This is a genomic window from Streptomyces sp. NPDC029014, from assembly GCF_055564695.1.
The window spans coordinates 13,760-31,110 of the sequence record NZ_JBVHVT010000045.1; the positions used below are offsets into that span (position 1 = coordinate 13,760).

Genomic DNA, 17,351 nt, shown 5'->3' on the forward strand with positions numbered 1-17,351 from the left:
GGCCGACGGCAGACCCCAGCACAGCAGAAGCACAAGCCACTGCACGTTAAGGGGAAGCCATGACAGCGACGACCGACGGCGCCGGTCCCCGCGGCGCCGATCCGGATGACAGCACCACCGGCAGTACGGCCGGCAGCACCGCCAGCAGCACCATCAACGGCACGGCCAGGAGCACGGCCGGGACCACGGCCGGGACCACGGACGCGGCACCGCCCGGTGTCCGCGAGGCCGTCGAGCGCGCCACGCGGCACCTGCTGCGGCAGCAGGACCCGGCCGGCTGGTGGAAGGGCGACCTGGAGACCAACGTCACCATGGACGCCGAGGACCTGCTGCTGCGCCAGTTCCTCGGCATCCGGGACGAGGCCACCACTCGGGCAGCGGCCCGGCACATCCGCCGGGAACAGCGCTCCGACGGCACCTGGGCCACCTTCCACGGCGGCCCGTCCGAACTCTCCGCCACCATCGAGGCGTACGTCGCCCTGCGCCTGGCCGGAGACGCCCCCGACGCCCCGCACATGGCCCGCGCCTCGGCCTGGATCCGCGCCCACGGCGGGATCGCCGCCGCCCGCGTCTTCACCCGGATCTGGCTCGCGCTCTTCGGCTGGTGGAGCTGGGACCACCTCCCCGAGCTCCCGCCCGAGCTGGTCCTCCTGCCGCCCTGGGTGCCGCTGAACATCTACGACTTCGGCTGCTGGGCCCGCCAGACCGTCGTCCCGCTGACCGTGGTCTCCGCGCACCGGCCGGTCCGCCCCGCCCCCTTCGCCCTGGACGAGCTGCACACCGACGCCCGCCGGCCCGTCCCCGCCGTACGGCTCGCCCCGCTCTCCAGCTGGGACGGGATCTTCCAGCGCATGGACCGGGCTCTGCACGTCTACCGCCGGTTCGCCCCCCGCCCGCTGCGCAGGGCCGCCATGGCCACCGCCGCCCGTTGGATCGTCGAGCGGCAGGAGAACGACGGCTGCTGGGGCGGGATCCAGCCGCCCGCCGTGTACTCCCTCATCGCCCTGCACCTGCTCGGCTACGACCTGGGCCACCCCGTGATGCGGGCCGGCCTGGACTCCCTGGACCGCTTCGCCGTCTGGCGCGAGGACACCGCCCCCGGCCCCGCCCCCGACGGCCGGCCCGGCGAGCCCGGGCCCGTCCGGATGGTCGAAGCCTGCCAGTCGCCGGTCTGGGACACCTGCCTCGCCGCCATCGCGCTGGCCGACGCGGGGCTGCCGCCCGACCACCCGGCCCTGGTCAAGGCGGCCGACTGGATGCTGGACGAGGAGATCACCCGCAGCGGCGACTGGGCGGTGCGCCGGCCCGGACTCGCCCCCGGCGGCTGGGCGTTCGAGTTCCACAACGACACCTACCCCGACATCGACGACACCGCCGAGGTCGTCCTCGCCCTGCGCCGGATCCGGCACTCCGACCCGGCCCGGGCCGAGGCCGCCATCGCCCGGGCCGTGTCCTGGACCCTCGGCATGCAGTCGAGGAACGGCGGCTGGGGCGCCTTCGACGCCGACAACACCAGCTCCCTGCCCAACCGGCTGCCGTTCTGCGACTTCGGCGAGGTCGTCGACCCGCCCTCGGCCGACGTCACCGCCCACGTGGTGGAGATGCTCGCCGTCGAGGGCCGCGCCGCCGACCCGAGGGCCCGACGCGGCACCTCCTGGCTCCTCGCCGAACAGGAGCCGAACGGAAGCTGGTTCGGCCGCTGGGGCACCAACTACGTCTACGGGACCGGGTCGGTGGTGCCCGCCCTGGTGGCCGCGGGCATCGCCCCCGGCCACCCCGCGGTCCGCCGGGCCGTGGCCTGGCTGGAATCCGTACAGAACGACGACGGCGGCTGGGGCGAGGACCAGCGCTCCTACCGGGACCCGACCACCTGGGCGGGACGCGGTGACTCCACCGCCTCGCAGACCGCATGGGCGCTGATGGCCCTCCTCGCGGCGGGGGAGCGCGACGGCAGGGCCGTCGAACGGGGCGTGGCCTACCTGACCGGGACCCAGCGGGCGGACGGCAGCTGGGACGAGCCGCACTTCACCGGCACCGGCTTCCCCTGGGACTTCTCCATCAACTACCACCTGTACCGGCAGGTGTTCCCGCTCACCGCCCTCGGCCGCTACCTGTACGGGGACCCCTTCGCGCCCGGGACGCCCTGATGCCCGCCGCCCGGGCCGGCGGCCCCGAGCCCCGACCGCTGCTCGTCGCATGCGCCCTGCGCATCGAGCGGGCCGCCCTGCGCAGCGGCGTCGACCGCGGGGCCCCCCTCGGGTACACGGTCCTGCGCACCGGCATGGGGCCGCGCGCCGCCGAGCGGGCCGTCACCCGCGTCCTCGCAGCACCGGGTCTGGAGCGGGCCGCCGTCCTCGCCACCGGGTTCTGCGCGGGGCTCGTCCCCGGCATGCACCCCGGCGACCTGGTCGTCGCCGAGGAGACCCGCGACCCGCGCGGCACCGTCACCTGTGCCGGAACGTCCCTGCTGGTCGAGGCACTGGCCCGGGCCGCCCCCGGCCGGACCGTGCACACCGGCGCGCTGACCGGATCCGACCGGGTCGTACGGGGCCAGGAGCGCGCCCGGCTGCGCGCCACCGGCGCCATCGGCGTCGACATGGAATCGGCGGCCACCCTGTGGACCGCCGCCCGCGCCCCCGCGCCCGGCGAGCACCGCCCGGTTGCCGCCGTCCGGGTGGTCGTGGACGCCCCGGAGCACGAGCTCGTCCGCATCGGCACGGTCCGCGGTGGAATATCGGCCTTCCGCGTACTGCGTGCCGTACTGCCCGCGTTCTATGACTGGCACCGTTCTTTGCCGCTCCCCAGGAGGTGAGTCAGATGGCCATGCCGCTGCGACAGTCCATCAGGGTCGGGACCTACCTGCTCGAACAGAAGCTCCGCAAGCGCGAGAAGTTCCCCCTGATCGTCGAGCTGGAACCGCTCTACGCCTGCAACCTGGCCTGCGAGGGCTGTGGGAAGATCCAGCACCCCGCCGGGGTGCTCAAGCAGCGCATGCCGGTCGCCCAGGCGGTCGGCGCCGTCCTGGAGTCCGGTGCCCCGATGGTGTCCATCGCGGGCGGCGAGCCCCTGATGCACCCGCAGATCGACGAGATCGTCCGCCAGCTGGTGGCGAGGCGGAAGTACGTGTTCCTGTGCACCAACGCCCTGCTGCTGCGCAAGAAGATCGGGAAGTTCACCCCCTCGCCCTATTTCGCCTTCGCCGTCCACATCGACGGACTGCGCGAACGCCACGACGAATCGGTGGCCAAGGAAGGCGTGTTCGACGAGGCGGTCGCCGCCATCAAGGAGGCGAAGGAGCGCGGATTCCGCGTGACCACGAACTCCACCTTCTTCAACACCGACACCCCGCAGACCGTCATCGAGGTCCTCAACTACCTCAATGACGACCTCAAGGTCGACGAAATGATGATCTCGCCCGCCTACGCCTACGAAAAGGCACCCGACCAGGAGCACTTCCTCGGCGTCGCACAGACCCGGGAACTCTTCCGGAAGGCCTTCGCGGGCGGCAACCGGCGGCGCTGGCGGCTCAACCATTCCCCGCTCTTCCTGGACTTCCTGGAAGGAAAGGCCGACTTCCCCTGCACCGCCTGGGCCATTCCGAATTACTCCCTCTTCGGCTGGCAGCGCCCCTGCTACCTGATGAGCGACGGGTACGTGCCGACGTACCGCGAACTCATCGAGGAGACCGACTGGAGCAAGTACGGCCGCGGCAAGGACCCGCGCTGCGCGAACTGCATGGCGCACTGCGGGTACGAGCCCACCGCCGTCCTCGCCACCATGGGCTCCCTCAAGGAGTCCCTGCGCGCGGCCCGGGACACCATCGGCGGCAACCGGGGCGGATCGGCATGAACCCGGCGCCGGGAGGCTTCGACCTCAAGGCCCTGCTGGCCGAACGCGGCGGAGAGCGGTACGAGCTGCACGCCCGGCACCTGAACCCGCAGCTGCCGCGCATGCTGCACACCATCGGCTTCGACAAGGTCTACGAGCGGGCCGAGGGCGCCCACTTCTGGGACGCCGACGGCAACGACTACCTGGACATGCTGTCCGGGTTCGGGGTGATGGGCCTGGGCCGGCACCACCCGGTCGTCCGCCGCGCCCTGCACGACGTGCTCGACGCGCAGCTCGCCGACCTCACCCGCTTCGACTGCCAGCCGCTGCCCGGGCTGCTGGCCGAGAAGCTGCTGGCGTACAGCCCGCACCTGGACCGGGTCTTCTTCGGCAACAGCGGCACCGAGGCCGTGGAGACCGCCCTGAAGTTCGCCCGGTACGCCACCGGCCGGACCAGGGTCCTCTACTGCGACCACGCCTTCCACGGGCTGACCACCGGCTCGCTGTCCGTGAACGGCGAGGCGGGCTTCCGGGACGGCTTCGCACCCCTGCTGCCCGACACCCGGATCGCGCTCGGCGACCTGGCCGCCCTGGAGCGGGAGCTGGAGCGCGGCGACGTCGCCGCCTTCGTCGTCGAACCGATCCAGGGCAAGGGCGTGCACGCGGCCCCGCCCGGCTTCCTGCCCGCCGCACAGGAGCTGCTGCGCCGGCACAAGGCGCTGCTGATCGCCGACGAGGTGCAGACCGGCCTCGGACGGACCGGTGACTTCTACGCGTACCAGCACGAGCCGGGCGTGGAGCCGGACCTGGTGTGCGTGGCCAAGGCACTCTCGGGCGGCTACGTCCCGGTCGGCGCCACCCTGGGCCGCGACTGGATCTTCAAGAAGGTCTACTCGTCCATGGACCGGGTCCTGGTGCACTCCGCCAGCTTCGGGTCCAACGCCCAGGCGATGGCGGCCGGGCTGGCGGTGCTCTCCGTCATGGAGGACGAATCGGTCGTCGCGAACGCCCGCGCCATGGGCGACCTGCTGCGCGGGCGCCTCGCGGCGCTCGTGGACGCGTACGAGCTGCTGCACGAGGTCCGGGGCCGCGGCCTGATGATCGGCATCGAGTTCGGCCGGCCCTCCTCGCTGCGACTGCGCAGCCGCTGGACCATGCTCCAGGCGGCCCGCAAGGGGCTGTTCGCGCAGATGGTGGTGGTGCCGCTGCTCCAACGGCACCGGATCCTGACGCAGGTGTCCGGGGACCACCTGGAGGTCATCAAGCTGATCCCGCCGCTGGTCGTGGACGAGGCGGACGTCGACCGGTTCGTCGCCGCCTTCCGCGCGGTCATGGACGAGGCGCACGCCGGCGGCGGGCTCCTGTGGGACTTCGGGCGGACCCTGGTCAAGCAGGCCGTCGCGGGCGGCTGACGCCCCCGTCCCGTCGGCCCCCGTCCCCGCCGGCCGGCAGCCCCGGCGGCCGGCAGCCCCGCCGGCGGTCGGGTGGCAGCAGCTAGTCGAGCAGCCGCTCGCGCAGCCGGCCGAGGGTCCCGGAGGTCAGTCCCAGGCCCTCGGTCAGGTAGCGGTCGACGCCGCCCCAGTGCTCGTCGATGGTGTCGAAGGCCGCGGTCAGGTACGCGGCGCGGGCGTCGAAGAGCGGGGCGAGCAGCTCCGTCACCTCGGGGGAGCGGGGCCGGGGAGCGTCGCCGCCGCGGCGGACCCGGTAGCGGCGGTGCGGGGCGTTCGACTCCAGGTAGTCCGCGACGATCGCCTCGCGCTCCACGCCCAGGGCGAGCAGGGTGACGGCGATCGACAGGCCGGCCCGGTCCTTGCCGGCGGCGCAGTGCATGAGCGCCGGGAGGCTGTCCTCGGCGAGGGCGTGCAGGACCCGGCCGTGCTCGGCGGTGCGGTCCACGACCATCGAGCGGTACGAGTCCACCATCCGGGCGAAGGCCCGGCCGTCGCCGAGGAGCCCGCGGAGCTGCTCCAGATCCCCGTCGCGGACCATGGTCCAGAATTCCTTGCCGGCGGCCGGATCGGACAGCGGGATGTTGACGTTGCGCACCCCGGGGAGCTCGACGTCGGGACCCTCAAGGGCCTGGTCGGCCGTGTTCCGGAAGTCGAAGACGGTGTGCAGTCCGAGCGATGCGAGGAACTCTGCATCGGTTTCGGTGGCATGTGCCAGATGTCCGCTTCGGAAGAGTCGTCCCGTCCTGACCCTTCGCCCGTCCGTGGTCGGCAGTCCCCCCACGTCGCGGAAGTTGCGCACACCGGACAGTTCGGGCTCGGGGAGCGGGGCGTTCGGCGGGGAGGGCGGTATCTGCTGGGTCAAGGGAAATCCTCCACATCGTCATCGAGTGTCCGAATTGCTCCGCTTGGAGCCAACTTGCCGGTGCCGGCGTTGAGATCGGGCGAGGCCTCGTGAGCCAGATCATACGGTGACGGTGCGTGCCTGATCGTCAAAAGCGAATGGCCCGGCCGGAACGGTTGTTGGCGGTGCGGAATGGACGCAGGGTGACCGGAATTCCCCCGAAGTCCCGTCCCTGTGAATGCGTCAGGAAATTCACGGCTTGTTCCGTGCGGTCCCGCTCGATTACCTTCGCGATCGATCCGGATGGACCGCCCAATCCTGCCGCCGTCCGGAATAAGAACTCGACCGAACTCGCGCGGCAGGAGCGGGGGAACCAGGTAGGCCGCTGCGCCGGAGTTGTGCTCCGGGGCGGCTAGGGGTGAAGCCGTACGTCTTCCGTTCACTTCCCGTGCACGGGTGCGTTGCACGTCCACGGACGGCCGGACATCTCCAATCCGAACCCGACAGCTCACCTCGCAGGCGCCGGAGAGGAATTCGCCATGCCGGCAAAGGGTAAGCACCGCCGACCGAAGTCCCGTACCAGAGCCCGTGGTCTCGTCGCCGCCGTCGCGGGGACCGGCGGAGCCGCTCTGGCCCTGCCGCTGATCGGCGCCGGCGGCGCCCACGCGGCCGCCCCCGCCCCGGCCGCGGCGACCACCGCGCTCCCGGCGGCGGCCCCGCAGGCCGACACCGCCGCCCCCGCCGTCCCCGCTTCCGCCTCTCCGGCCGTGTACACGGTCCGGACGGGCGACTGCCTCTCCGTCATCGCCGCCGACCACGACCTCCAGGGTGGCTGGCAGCGGCTCTACGCCGACAACCGCGAGGCCGTCGGCGACAACCCCTCCCTGATCCACCCCGGCCTGCGGCTGACCCTCGGCGCCCCCGGCGACCGTGCCCCCGTGCAGGCCCCGGCCGAGCGGCCCGCCCCCGCCCCGAAGCCGAAGAAGAAGGCCCCGGCCACCAGTTCCCCGACGGCCGCCGCCCCCGCGCCGGCCAGGAAGAGCGCGGCCGCCGGCACGACCACGGCGGGCGCGTCCACGGCGGGCGCCTCCGCCGCCGCGGCCGCCTCCGGTGCGGTCACCGCGGCAGGCTTCACGGCACCCGTCTCCGGCGGCATCTCCACCGAGTACAAGACCCCCGGCGCCATGTGGTCCAGCGGCTACCACACGGGCATCGACTTCATCGCGAGCTCCGGCACCACCGTCAAGGCGGTCGGCGCGGGCACCGTCGTCTCCGCCGGCTGGGCGGGCGCGTACGGCAACGAGGTCGTCATCCGGCACGCGGACGGCAAGTACTCCCAGTACGGCCACCTCTCCCAGCTCTCCGTCTCCGTCGGTCAGAGCGTCAGCGGCGGCCAGACCGTCGGCCTCTCCGGCTCCACCGGCAACTCCACCGGCCCGCACCTGCACTTCGAGATCCGCACCGGTCCCTCGTACGGCTCGGACATCGACCCGATCGCCTACCTGCGATCCAAGGGCGTGACCATCTGACGGCACGCACCGCCGGCGGTGACGGACGCGCGTGAGGCCGGGACCCGAGGGGGGTCCCGGCCTCACGCGCTGTTATTCCGCACCGACCAGGTGGTATAGATCACGGTCCGTCAACCCCTTCCTACGGTGGCGTAGGTCACGTCCCGCGGTGAAGGATATGGTCCCGTGGCAGCGACGACGATGACAGCGACGACAGAACAGACGTACCGGACCATCGGCTCGTACGCGGCACTCGGGGACAGCTTCACCGAGGGTGTGGGGGACCCGGGGCCCGACGGGCTCTTCCTCGGCTGGGCCGACCGGTTCGCCGTGCTCCTGGCCGACCAGCGCCCGGAGGGCGACTTCCGGTACGCGAACCTCGCCGTGCGCGGACGGCTGCTCGACCAGATCGTGGCCGAGCAGGTCCCCCGGGCCAAGGAACTCGCCCCCGACCTGGTGAGCTTCTGCGCCGGCGGCAACGACATCATCCGCCCCGGCAGCGACCCGGACGCCGTCGCCGAGCGGTTCGAGGCCGCCGTCGCCGACCTCACCGCCTCCGTCGGCCAGGTCATGATCACCACCGGGTTCGACACCCGCGGCGTGCCCGTCCTCAAGCACCTGCGCGGCAAGGTCGCCACGTACAGCGCGCACGTGCGCGCCATCGCGGACCGCTACGACTGCCCCGTACTCGACCTCTGGTCGCTGAAGTCCGTACAGGACCGCCGGGCTTGGGACCACGACCGGCTGCACCTCTCGCCCGAGGGGCACACCCGGGTCGCGCTGCGCGCCGCCCAGGTGCTCGGGCTCGACGTGCCGGCCGACCCCGACCAGCCGTGGCCGCCGCAGCAGCCGCGCGGCTCGGTGGACGTGACCCGCGACAACATCCAGTGGGCCCGCGAGCACCTGGTGCCGTGGATCGGCCGTCGGCTGCGCGGGGAGTCCTCCGGGGACCACGTCGAGGCGAAGCGGCCGGACCTGCTGCCGCTGTAGGTCGGCGGCGGCGGTCGGCCATCGGGGCGCCCGGAGGGCGGTGGTCGGTTGCGGGATGGTCACAGGTGTGGTGCGGGTGTGCCTACCGGAATCCTCCGGGGCCGCCCTGCGTTGGTGGTGGTAGACCAGTAGGAAGCAGACCGCCGGCCCTGGCCCGCGGCCGCCCGCCCCATCGCCCAGGAGGCGTTTTGACCGGCTCCCCACCCCTGCGTCCGCGGCTGCGCGCCCTGCGCCCCGAAGCCTTCGGCGCGGATCCGTCCGGCGCACGGCTGGAGCGGATCCGGCGCTCGCCGAACTTCGCCGACGGCTCCTTCCGGAACCCGGTCGGTGCCCGGACCAGGCCCTCCGCCTCGATGCTGGAGTTCACGAAGGTCTACTTCCACAAGGAGCAGCGGATCCGGCGCAGCCCGGCTGCGGCCATCCCCGTCCACCCGACGACCCTCGCCGACCTGGCGAAGCCGCCGGCCAGCGGGCTGCGCCTGACGTGGATGGGGCATTCGAGCGTCCTCGCCGAGATCGACGGGCGCCGGGTCCTCTTCGATCCGGTGTGGGGCGAGCGCTGCTCCCCCTTCCCCTTCGCCGGGCCCAAGCGGCTCCACCCCGTGCCGGTGCCGCTGGCCGCCCTGGGTCCGGTCGACGCCATCGTGATCTCCCACGACCACTACGACCACCTCGACCTGCCGACCGTCAAGCAGCTGGCCGGCACGGACACGGTCTTCGCCGTCCCGCTCGGCGTCGGCGCCCACCTGGAGCACTGGGGCGTCCCGGCCGACCGGATCCGCGAGCTCGACTGGAACGAGACCACCGAGATCGCCGGGCTGTCGCTGACCGCCACCCCGGCCCGGCACTTCTGCGGGCGCGGGCTGCGCAACGAGCAGCACGCCCTGTGGGCCTCGTGGGTCGTCGCCGGCGGCGAGCACCGGATCTTCCACAGCGGTGACACGGGCTACTTCCCCGGATTCAAGGACATCGGCGCCGAACACGGCCCCTTCGACGCCACGATGATCCAGATCGGCGCCTACTCCGAGTACTGGCCGGACATCCACATGACCCCCGAGGAGGGCGTCCGCGCCCACCTGGACCTCCAGGGCTCCACCCCGCACGGGGTGCTCCTGCCGATCCACTGGGGCACCTTCAACCTCGCCTTCCACCCGTGGGCGGAGCCGGGCGAGTGGACCCTCGACGCCGGGACCGAAGCGGAGCAGCCCGTGGCCGTCCCCCGGCCGGGCGAGCCGTTCGAGCCGGCCGGCGTCCTCCCCACCGACCCCTGGTGGCGCCCGGTGGCCCGGCCCCTCGACCACCCGTGGCGGCGTCCCGCGGCGGCGTCCGGGGCGACTGCCGACGCGGTCCCGCCGGCCGACCGCGACCTGGACCTCGCCGGCGAGCGGTGACGGTGCCGCCGGGCGGTCCTGACGGAGGGGCCTGCCCGGCGCGGTGACGCGGTCTCCCGGCGTTGGGCTCCGGCGTGGGCTCCCGGCGTGGGCTCCCGGCGTGGCCTCCTGGCCCGGCCCCGTCGCGCGGCGGGTCGGTCCGGTGCGCGGTGACCGTGCCGCTGCCGCCGCGCGGGCGGGCGGGGTGAGGGGCGGGCGCGGGCCGGCCGGCCCGACCGCCCGGCCCGAACAACCGCTCCCGGCGGATTCGGGCTGCCGTACGAGCGCCCCCTCGGGAGCGGGAAGCACCCCGGTGAAGTTCCCCAACTGGCTGTCAACGGCGGGATCCTGCGGTCTAGCGTGGGTATCCGGTGATCAACACCGGCCCCGGAACCCCTGGGGGCCGGGCCCACGTAAGAGGACGCCTGAGGACGCCGATGTCCGGACCCCGCGCCGCCCGCCACGCCCCGTCGAGACACGCCGCCACCGGTCCGGAGCGGCAGATACGGCCCCAGATGCTGCGCGCCGCCGTACTGCCCACCCTCGCCGCCGGTCTCAGCGGAACAGCCGCGGTGATCTTCACCCTGCAGCTCGGCGGCGGCTACGGCCACCGGGACGTCCGACTGTGGCCCGTCCTCTTCGGCTGCGCCCTGCTCGTCGTCGGCGCGCTCGCCGCGGCCCTGCTCGGCGCCCAGCGCAGCGCCAAGGCCGTCCGGGACCGCTGCGAGGCCCTGCGCCGTTCCAGCGTGCGCGGCCGCCAGGAGCTGCGGACCGCCGCGGAACGGTTGGAACGCGGCGAGCAGCCGGCCCGCCCGGTCCGCGGCGGCCCGACCGAGCCGCCGCCCGGCGCCGACCCCGGGCAGGTCGACGAGTTCTGGCTGCTCTCGCAGGAGCTGCGCGGCGCCCGCGAGCAGGCGCACACCGCCCTCGTGCGGATCGCCGGGCCCGCCGCGCCCTCCGACAGCGACCGGAAGGTCGAGGTCTTCGCCAACCTCGCCCGGCGCCTCCAGTCCCTCGTGCACCGCGAGATCTCGCTGCTCGACGGGCTGGAGGACACCGTCGAGGACCCCGACCTGCTGAAGGAGCTCTTCCACGTCGACCACCTGGCCACCCGGATCCGCCGGCACGCCGAGAACCTCGCCGTGCTCGGCGGCGCCGGATCCCGCCGCCAGTGGACCCGCCCCATCGACCTCAGCGAGGTGCTGAGGTCGTCCGTCGCGGAGGTCGAGCAGTACACGCGGGTCAAGGTGGTGCCGCCGGCCGGGGGCACCGTACGCGGCCACGCCGTCGCCGACGTGGTGCACCTGCTCGCCGAACTGATCGAGAACGCCACGGTGTTCTCCGCCCCGGACACCGACGTGGTGGTGCGCGCCGAGCGGGTCACCGCGGGCATCGCGGTGGAGGTCGAGGACCGGGGGCTCGGCCTGCCGGCAGCGGAGCAGCACCGGATGAACGCGCTCCTCGTCGATCCCGACCAGGTCAGCGTGCGGCACCTGCTGGCGGACGGTCGGATCGGCCTCTACGTGGTCTCTGCGCTGGCCCGGCGGCACGGCATCGCCGTCGAGCTCAAGTCCAACATCTACGGCGGGGTGCTCGCCGTGCTCGTCCTGCCCCAGGACCTCCTCGGTGCGGAGGCCCCCGGCGCGGCGGACGCCCTCAGCGGCTCCCGGCCCACCTCGTGGGCGACCGGGCAGGGGCCCGCGACCGGTCCGGAGGTCGGGGTCGGTCACAGCTCCGGGTCCGGTTACGGCTCCGGAGTCGGGGCTGCGGGGTCCGGTTCCGAGTACGCGCCGGGGCCCTGGGGGCCGCCGCTGGAGCCCGCCCGGGTGTCCGTGCCCCGGCCGGAGCCGGTTGCGGCACGGCCGGCGGCACCGGCCTGGGCGGCGCCCGCCCCGGGCCCACGGGCCGGCCGTACAGGGCCGACGGGGCCGACGGGACCGGTGGCCTCGCCTCCGGCCCCGGCTGCTGGCCCGGCCGCGGCCCCGGCTGCTGTCCCGGCGTCGGCGCCGGCGTCGACTCCGGTCCGAGCCCGGGCTGCGGCGACGGGGGAGCCGTCGCAGCCGCGGGTACCGTACGCGGCCGAGTCCCGGGCGGCGCCGGCCGCAGGGGCGACCGCCGCGGGCCGGGCGACCCCCGCCCCCGCCCGCGGGCCGGATCCGCGGCTCGGCACGCACCCGGCGGAGCCCTGGCCCGTGGCCGGGGCACGGCCGCCGGGTACCTTGCCCGGGGTCCCGGCACCGCCGGGGGCGGGACCGGCTGCCGCGTCCGTACCCGCAGCCCGGACCGCCCCGGACCGCCCGCCCCTGCCCCGGCGGCGGGCCCAGGCCCACCTGGCCCCCGAACTGCGGGACGCCCCCGCCCCGCGGCGGGCCCACGCCTACGACCCGCCCGTTCACGACCCGGGCCTGATGGCGGCCTTCCGGCGCGGCTTCGGTCGCGCCCAGTCGGAGGACGACGCATGACCCCGAACCCCCACCCCGGCAAGGAGCGCACCACCATGGGCGGCGAATCGTCCACCACGACGGCCCCGACAGCGACAGCGACAGCGGCGACGACGGCGTCGGCGGAACCGGAACCGGCAGGCGGCCGGCTCTCCGATCTGGACTGGCTGCTCAGCGGCCTCGTCCAGCGGGTCCCGTACACCCGCAGCGCGGTGCTCCTGACCGCCGACGGCCTCGTCACCTGCCTGCACGGCCTCGACGCCGACAGCGCCGACCACCTGGCGGCGCTGGCGTCCGGCCTGTACTCCCTCGGCCGCAGCGCCGGGTCCCGCTTCGGCGAGGGCGCGGAGGTCCGGCAGGTGGTCGTCGAACTCGACAGCGCGCTGGTCTTCGTCTCGGCCGCCGGATCCGGCACCTGCCTGGCCGTCCTCGCCGACCGGGAGGCCGACGCGGGCGTCCTCGGCTACGAGATGGCCATGCTGGTCAAGAGCGTCCGCCCGTACCTGACGGCCCCGCCGCGCCGACCGGCCGCGGGCCGGGAGTGATGCGGGCCCGGGCCGTGCACGGCAGGGGAGCCCCGCGCGAGCCGGCGCCCTGGCTCGACGACTCGGCCGGGCGGGTGATGCGCCCGTACACGGCCAGCGGCGGGCGGACCCGGCCGGCCGTCGCCCTCGACCTGCTGTCCCTGGTCACCGCGACCGGGGTGCGGCCGCGCAGCGCCCTCGGGGCCGAGCACGTCCTCGCGCTGCGCCTGTGCGCGGGCGCGGCGGCCGTCACCGTCGCCGAGGTGGCCGGGCAACTGCGGCTCCCGGCGGTGGTGGTGAAGGTGCTGCTGTCCGACCTGATGGAATCCGGGGCCGTCACGGCGCAGGCGCCACGGTTCCCGGGCGGCGGACCGTCCGCCGCAGCCGACGACCAGACCCTGCTCCGGGCGGTGCTCGATGGCCTACGCCGACGACTGTGACACCCGCACCGACCCCCGCGCGGCCGCCACCGCCGCGCTGCCCGCGACGCTGAAGGTCCTCGTCGCGGGCGGGTTCGGGGCGGGCAAGACGACCTTCGTCGGCGCGGTCAGCGAGATCGAGCCGCTCTGCACGGAGGAACTGCTCAGCGGCATCGGCGGGGCCACCGACCCGCTGGACGGCGTCGAGACGAAGACGACCACGACCGTCGCCCTCGACTTCGGCCGGATCACCCTGGACGAGCGGCACGTCCTCTACCTCTTCGGCACGCCCGGCCAGCAGCGGTTCTGGTTCCTGTGGGAGGAACTGTGCATCGGCGCGCTCGGCGCGGTCGTGATCGCCGACACGCGCCGCCTCGCCGACTGCTTTCCGGCCGTGGACTTCTTCGAACGGCGCGGCATCGGCTTCGTCGTCGCCGTCAACGAGTTCGACGACGGACACCGCTACACCGCGCAGGAGGTCCGCGAGGCGGTGGGCCTCGCGCCCGACGTGCCCGTCGTACGGTGCGACGCGCGACTGCCGGGCTCCGGGACGGGGGTGCTGGCGGTCCTCGTGCACCATCTGCTGTCCCTGGCCGCACGACAGCGGCCGGGTCGGTATTCGTCTAGGGGGGAACCGTCATGACGTACTACGAGTCGACCGGACACCTGCTGCTCACGCCGGTGGACCGGGAGGCACCCGCGCGCGCCGTCCGGCTGCGCGAACTGGGCCTGGGGCAGCGGGCGGACACCGAGCTGGACGCCTTCGCGCGGCGCGTCGCCGAGGTGCTGCAGGCGCCGTACGCGGGGGTCAACTTCGTCGGCGAGGAGCGGCAGTTCTTCGCCGGCCTGCACCATGCGCCGCACGCGCCCGCCAGCGGCTATCCGGCGCGGGTGCTGCCGCGGGACCACGGCTACTGCCCGCACGTGGTCGTGCGCCGGCGGGCCCTGGTGCTTGAGGACGTACGGGACTTCGCGCGGTTCGCCGGGAACGCCGTCGTCGACGAGAGCGGCGTGCGGTCGTACGCGGGCGCGCCGCTGACCGACCGCCAGGGGATGGTCCTGGGCACGGTCTGCGCGGTCGACGTGGAGCCCCGCCGGTGGGGGACGGAGGGCGTGGCGACCGTGAAGTCCCTGGCGGCGGAGCTCGCGGACCTGGTCCGGACGCGGGAGGACGCGGCGCGGGCGGGCTGACGGGGCGGCGGTTGTCAATGCCGGACGCTACGGTCACTGACGTGGACCCGCGGACCGCGGACCCGCTGACCGGCGAACCCGTGGATCCGTGGATCCGACCGGAGAGGAGCCCTGGAATGGCCGTGACCGCCGAGGACGTCCGTACGACCGCGCTGTCGCTCCCCGACAGCAGCGAGAAGCTCTCCTGGGGCATGCCCACGTTCCGGGTGGGCGGCAGGATGTTCGCGGCCCTCGGCGACGACGACACCACCATGGGTGTCAAGTGCCCCAAGGAGGACCGGGCGGAGCTGATCGCCGCCGAGCCGGACAAGTTCTTCGTCCGGACCGGCCACGACGACAACTACTCCTGGCTCCGGGTCCGCCTGGGGGCGCTGGAGGACCCGGCCGAGCTGCGGGCGATCCTCGTCGACTCCTGGAGGCAGGCGGCCCCCGCACGCCTGGCCGAGGCCCACCCCGAACTGGCAGGGGAGTGACGGTGCCCGGCGGGGCGGGATCACCGCAGGAACGCGGTGATCCGTTCCCGCAGGGACCGGGCGTCCAGCCCGTGGGCCGCGGTGTGCTGCTCGATCGTGCCGTAGCGGCGCAGCTCCGCCCGGCCGACGCCCAGCCCGAGCACCCGGTGCGGCACGTCGACGAGCGCCTGAGCGGCGGCCGCCGTGGAGGTGCCGGCCAGGTACGGCTCGACGAGGACCACGTCGGCCGCGGCCCGGCCGACGGCCGCGCGCAGCGCCGCCCCGTCGAAGGGCCGTACGGTGGCGGCGTACAGCACCGTCACGTCGAGCCCCTCGGTCGCCGCCAGGACCTCGTCCAGCAGCGGGCCTACGGCGACGACCACCCCGCGGCCACCCTCCCGTACGGTCTCCGTCCGCAGAGCGTCCACCGGGCGCGGGCCCGCGTTCGACTGGAGCGAGAGCCGGACGTAGACCCTGTCGTCGCCCGCGGCGTAGGCGTGCCGCAGCAGCGCCTCGGCCTCGTCGGGGTGGCCGGGCACGTGGACCGTCCAGCCGTCCAGGGTGTCCATCAGCGCCACGTCACCCGGTGACATGTGCGTGAAGCCGCCGGCCGGCCAGTCGTAGCTGGCCGCCGCGCTCACCAGGACCCCGCCCGTTCCCTGGTGCCCGAAGTCCAGCTTGAGCTGCTCGAACGGCCGCTCGACCAGGAAGCTCGCGAAGGTGTGCATGACCGGTCGCATGCCGGTCAGGGCCAGCCCGCCGCCCACCCCGACCAGCAGCTGCTCCCGGATGCCGACGTTGATCACCCGGTCCGGATGGCGCTCCCGGGCGGGCCGGAACCCGTCCATGCTGATCTCGGCCAGCACCAGCGCCAGCCGGGGGTCCTCGTCGAGCAGCCGCGACGTGACCGCGATGAACCGCTCCCGCATGTTGTCCATGGCTTCTCCCCTCAGGCCTTCTTCTCGACGCGGGCGACCACGGCGTGCGGACGTCCCGGATGCGGTGCGGTGAACGCGGCGTACAGGGCCTCGTGGTCCCGGCCGTCCACGGTCACCGCCGACCAGCCGGCCGCCTCGAAGCGGGAGGCGATCCCGCCCCGCCAGCCGTGGGTCGCCGAATCGTTGTCGATCACCACCGTGTGCAGCCGCTCCAGCCCGGCCGACCCCGCGTAGGCGAGGGCCTCGTGGTTGCTGCCCTCGTCGAGCTCGGCGTCGCCGATCAGCACCCACACCGCGGGGCCGGCCAGCCCCTGGGCCCGCAGCCCGAGGGTGCTGCCGACGGCGAGCGGCAGCCCGTGCCCGAGCGAGCCGCTGGCGATCTCCACGCCGGGGACCAGCACCCGGTCGGGGTGGTGGCCGAGCGGGGAGTCGTACGAGCCGAAGCCGCTCAGCCAGTCCACGGGGAAGAACCCCTTGGCGGCGAGCACGGCGTAGTACGCCATCGGCCCGTGCCCCTTGGACAGCAGGAAGCGGTCCCGCGCCGGGTCCTCGGCGGTCTCCGGCCCGACCCGCAGCACCCGGTCGTAGAGCACCCACAGCACGTCGAGCGTGGACGTGGCGGCGGGCCCGTGCTTCTCGGCGCCGGTCATGAGCGCCATGAGACGGCCCAGGTCCTGGTGGCGGAACTCCGTGTCCGCTGTTCCTTGTGTCATGCAGCGATCCTGCAACCTCAACCGCGGTCGAGGTCAACCGCCGACCCCCACGCCCCGCGACCGAAACCTGCGCGCGACCACCCCGGGAAGTGCGGTATTGTTCTCGTGCGCGTACGGCCGGGGGAAACCCCAGGTCAGCGGGCATCGGGACGTGGCGCAGCTTGGTAGCGCACTTGACTGGGGGTCAAGGGGTCGCAGGTTCAAATCCTGTCGTCCCGACCATGCGGAAACGCAGGTCGGAGGCCGTTTTCTCAGGAATGGGAAGACGGCCTTTCGTGCGTCCGGGGCGCGTCAGCGCGTGGGGTGCGGCGGACGTTGGGCCAGGGTGGTCAGGCCCAGGGCCAGGAGCAGGACCACGACGCCCGGCATCGTGATCACCGGGCGGTAGGCGGCGTCGACCGCCAGCAGGCCGACCAGCTGGATGCCGAGCCCGGCGGCGACGAACAGCTGGGCCCAGCCGAACAGTCGGGGGCGGGCGATGTACCGGCGCTGCCAGGGCGGTATCCAGCCCCGGACGAGCGTGGCGGTGCCGGACGCGGCGAGCAGGAGTGCCACTGCGCCGACCGGCAGGGCGAGGTAGAGGGTCGTTGCCATGCGGTCCTCGGATCTGGGTGCTGGTCTGTGGTCGTGATCCTGCCAGGCCGGGCGCGGCGCCGCGTCAGCTGGGCCGTGTGTGCGGGAAGTT

Annotated in this window: 17 protein-coding genes, 1 tRNA gene and 1 riboswitch; of the genes, 14 read left to right on the plus strand and 4 right to left on the minus strand. The window is 74.0% G+C overall.

The genetic code is table 11. The features are described 5' to 3' along the window. Positions 1–59: 59 nt before the first annotated feature. The 4 genes from shc to ACZ4VL_RS24160 are packed head-to-tail and all read left to right on the plus strand — an operon-like array spanning position 60 to position 5,240. Positions 60–2,147, plus strand: a complete 2,088-nt coding sequence (gene shc / locus ACZ4VL_RS24145) for a squalene--hopene cyclase (protein ID WP_468203583.1) — start codon at positions 60–62, stop codon at positions 2,145–2,147. Next, on the plus strand, positions 2,147–2,812 hold the full coding sequence (locus tag ACZ4VL_RS24150; RefSeq protein ID WP_468203585.1) for a 5'-methylthioadenosine/S-adenosylhomocysteine nucleosidase family protein: 666 nt from the start codon (positions 2,147–2,149) through the stop codon (positions 2,810–2,812). Before shc ends, ACZ4VL_RS24150 begins: the two co-directional genes overlap by 1 nt. A 5-nt stretch (positions 2,813–2,817) precedes the next feature. Continuing rightward, on the plus strand, positions 2,818–3,849 hold the full coding sequence (hpnH, locus tag ACZ4VL_RS24155; protein ID WP_468203589.1) for an adenosyl-hopene transferase HpnH: 1,032 nt from the start codon (positions 2,818–2,820) through the stop codon (positions 3,847–3,849). Further along, complete coding sequence (locus ACZ4VL_RS24160) at positions 3,846–5,240, plus strand: aspartate aminotransferase family protein (RefSeq protein WP_468203592.1); 1,395 nt, start codon at positions 3,846–3,848, stop codon at positions 5,238–5,240. Before hpnH ends, ACZ4VL_RS24160 begins: the two co-directional genes overlap by 4 nt. 82 nt (positions 5,241–5,322) lie before the next feature. On the opposite strand, the gene ACZ4VL_RS24165 is transcribed toward ACZ4VL_RS24160, so the two are convergent. Then, positions 5,323–6,141 carry a tyrosine-protein phosphatase gene (locus ACZ4VL_RS24165; protein ID WP_468203595.1) on the minus strand — a complete coding sequence of 273 codons (819 nt, stop codon included), beginning with the start codon at positions 6,139–6,141 and terminating at the stop codon, positions 5,323–5,325. 311 nt (positions 6,142–6,452) lie between these two features. Beyond that, positions 6,453–6,657: riboswitch (cyclic di-AMP (ydaO/yuaA leader) on the plus strand. Positions 6,658–6,659: 2 nt separating this feature from the next. Between ACZ4VL_RS24165 and ACZ4VL_RS24170 the strand changes: the two genes are divergently transcribed. The 9 genes from ACZ4VL_RS24170 (at position 6,660) to ACZ4VL_RS24210 (ending at position 15,036) form a co-directional block, all read left to right on the plus strand. Then, positions 6,660–7,649, plus strand: coding sequence for a M23 family metallopeptidase (locus tag ACZ4VL_RS24170; RefSeq protein WP_468203597.1), 990 nt, complete (start codon positions 6,660–6,662; stop codon positions 7,647–7,649). A 180-nt stretch (positions 7,650–7,829) separates the two neighbouring features. Then, positions 7,830–8,618 carry an SGNH/GDSL hydrolase family protein gene (locus ACZ4VL_RS24175; protein WP_468203731.1) on the plus strand — a complete coding sequence of 263 codons (789 nt, stop codon included), beginning with the start codon at positions 7,830–7,832 and terminating at the stop codon, positions 8,616–8,618. 188 nt (positions 8,619–8,806) lie between these two features. Then, on the plus strand, positions 8,807–10,009 hold the full coding sequence (locus ACZ4VL_RS24180; protein WP_468203599.1) for an MBL fold metallo-hydrolase: 1,203 nt from the start codon (positions 8,807–8,809) through the stop codon (positions 10,007–10,009). Positions 10,010–10,425: 416 nt separating this feature from the next. Continuing rightward, positions 10,426–12,450 (plus strand): sensor histidine kinase, encoded by a 2,025-nt coding sequence (locus tag ACZ4VL_RS24185; protein WP_468203603.1) that lies wholly within the window; start codon positions 10,426–10,428, stop codon positions 12,448–12,450. Positions 12,451–12,587: 137 nt separating this feature from the next. Then, positions 12,588–12,974 (plus strand): roadblock/LC7 domain-containing protein, encoded by a 387-nt coding sequence (locus tag ACZ4VL_RS24190; protein WP_468203733.1) that lies wholly within the window; start codon positions 12,588–12,590, stop codon positions 12,972–12,974. Continuing rightward, entirely contained in the window at positions 12,974–13,393 is a 420-nt protein-coding gene (locus ACZ4VL_RS24195) for a DUF742 domain-containing protein (RefSeq protein ID WP_468203605.1), read from the plus strand. Before ACZ4VL_RS24190 ends, ACZ4VL_RS24195 begins: the two co-directional genes overlap by 1 nt. Then, positions 13,371–14,015, plus strand: a complete 645-nt coding sequence (locus ACZ4VL_RS24200; RefSeq protein WP_468203608.1) for a GTP-binding protein — start codon at positions 13,371–13,373, stop codon at positions 14,013–14,015. Before ACZ4VL_RS24195 ends, ACZ4VL_RS24200 begins: the two co-directional genes overlap by 23 nt. Continuing rightward, positions 14,012–14,563, plus strand: a complete 552-nt coding sequence (locus ACZ4VL_RS24205) for a GAF domain-containing protein (RefSeq protein WP_468203611.1) — start codon at positions 14,012–14,014, stop codon at positions 14,561–14,563. The genes ACZ4VL_RS24200 and ACZ4VL_RS24205 overlap by 4 nt, the downstream gene beginning before the upstream one ends. A gap of 116 nt (positions 14,564–14,679) precedes the next feature. After that, entirely contained in the window at positions 14,680–15,036 is a 357-nt protein-coding gene (locus tag ACZ4VL_RS24210; RefSeq protein WP_468203613.1) for an MmcQ/YjbR family DNA-binding protein, read from the plus strand. Between the two features lie 20 nt (positions 15,037–15,056). Here the strand turns inward: ACZ4VL_RS24210 and ACZ4VL_RS24215 are convergent, their stop codons facing one another. Both ACZ4VL_RS24215 and ACZ4VL_RS24220 read right to left on the minus strand, forming a co-directional pair. Next, complete coding sequence (locus tag ACZ4VL_RS24215; RefSeq protein ID WP_468203616.1) at positions 15,057–15,953, minus strand: transketolase family protein; 897 nt, start codon at positions 15,951–15,953, stop codon at positions 15,057–15,059. A gap of 11 nt (positions 15,954–15,964) precedes the next feature. Continuing rightward, positions 15,965–16,666, minus strand: coding sequence for a transketolase (locus ACZ4VL_RS24220; protein WP_468203619.1), 702 nt, complete (start codon positions 16,664–16,666; stop codon positions 15,965–15,967). A 145-nt stretch (positions 16,667–16,811) separates the two neighbouring features. Between ACZ4VL_RS24220 and ACZ4VL_RS24225 the strand changes: the two genes are divergently transcribed. After that, positions 16,812–16,888: transfer RNA gene (locus ACZ4VL_RS24225), tRNA-Pro, on the plus strand. A gap of 69 nt (positions 16,889–16,957) precedes the next feature. On the opposite strand, the gene ACZ4VL_RS24230 is transcribed toward ACZ4VL_RS24225, so the two are convergent. Then, positions 16,958–17,260 carry a hypothetical protein gene (locus ACZ4VL_RS24230; protein WP_468203622.1) on the minus strand — a complete coding sequence of 101 codons (303 nt, stop codon included), beginning with the start codon at positions 17,258–17,260 and terminating at the stop codon, positions 16,958–16,960. Between the last annotated feature and the right edge of the window lie 91 nt (positions 17,261–17,351).

Bases quoted from the DNA above. Each gene is read 5' to 3' on its own strand.
- shc (WP_468203583.1), top strand. From the start codon at position 60: ATGACAGCGACGACCGACGGCGCCGGTCCCCGCGGCGCCGATCCGGAT.
- ACZ4VL_RS24150 (WP_468203585.1), top strand. From the start codon at position 2,147: ATGCCCGCCGCCCGGGCCGGCGGCCCCGAGCCCCGACCGCTGCTCGTC.
- hpnH (WP_468203589.1), top strand. From the start codon at position 2,818: ATGGCCATGCCGCTGCGACAGTCCATCAGGGTCGGGACCTACCTGCTC.
- ACZ4VL_RS24160 (WP_468203592.1), top strand. From the start codon at position 3,846: ATGAACCCGGCGCCGGGAGGCTTCGACCTCAAGGCCCTGCTGGCCGAA.
- ACZ4VL_RS24170 (WP_468203597.1), top strand. From the start codon at position 6,660: ATGCCGGCAAAGGGTAAGCACCGCCGACCGAAGTCCCGTACCAGAGCC.
- ACZ4VL_RS24175 (WP_468203731.1), top strand. From the start codon at position 7,830: ATGACAGCGACGACAGAACAGACGTACCGGACCATCGGCTCGTACGCG.
- ACZ4VL_RS24185 (WP_468203603.1), top strand. From the start codon at position 10,426: ATGTCCGGACCCCGCGCCGCCCGCCACGCCCCGTCGAGACACGCCGCC.
- ACZ4VL_RS24195 (WP_468203605.1), top strand. From the start codon at position 12,974: ATGCGGGCCCGGGCCGTGCACGGCAGGGGAGCCCCGCGCGAGCCGGCG.
- ACZ4VL_RS24200 (WP_468203608.1), top strand. From the start codon at position 13,371: ATGGCCTACGCCGACGACTGTGACACCCGCACCGACCCCCGCGCGGCC.
- ACZ4VL_RS24205 (WP_468203611.1), top strand. From the start codon at position 14,012: ATGACGTACTACGAGTCGACCGGACACCTGCTGCTCACGCCGGTGGAC.
- ACZ4VL_RS24210 (WP_468203613.1), top strand. From the start codon at position 14,680: ATGGCCGTGACCGCCGAGGACGTCCGTACGACCGCGCTGTCGCTCCCC.
- ACZ4VL_RS24215 (WP_468203616.1), bottom strand. From the start codon at position 15,953: ATGGACAACATGCGGGAGCGGTTCATCGCGGTCACGTCGCGGCTGCTC.
- ACZ4VL_RS24220 (WP_468203619.1), bottom strand. From the start codon at position 16,666: ATGACACAAGGAACAGCGGACACGGAGTTCCGCCACCAGGACCTGGGC.
- ACZ4VL_RS24230 (WP_468203622.1), bottom strand. From the start codon at position 17,260: ATGGCAACGACCCTCTACCTCGCCCTGCCGGTCGGCGCAGTGGCACTC.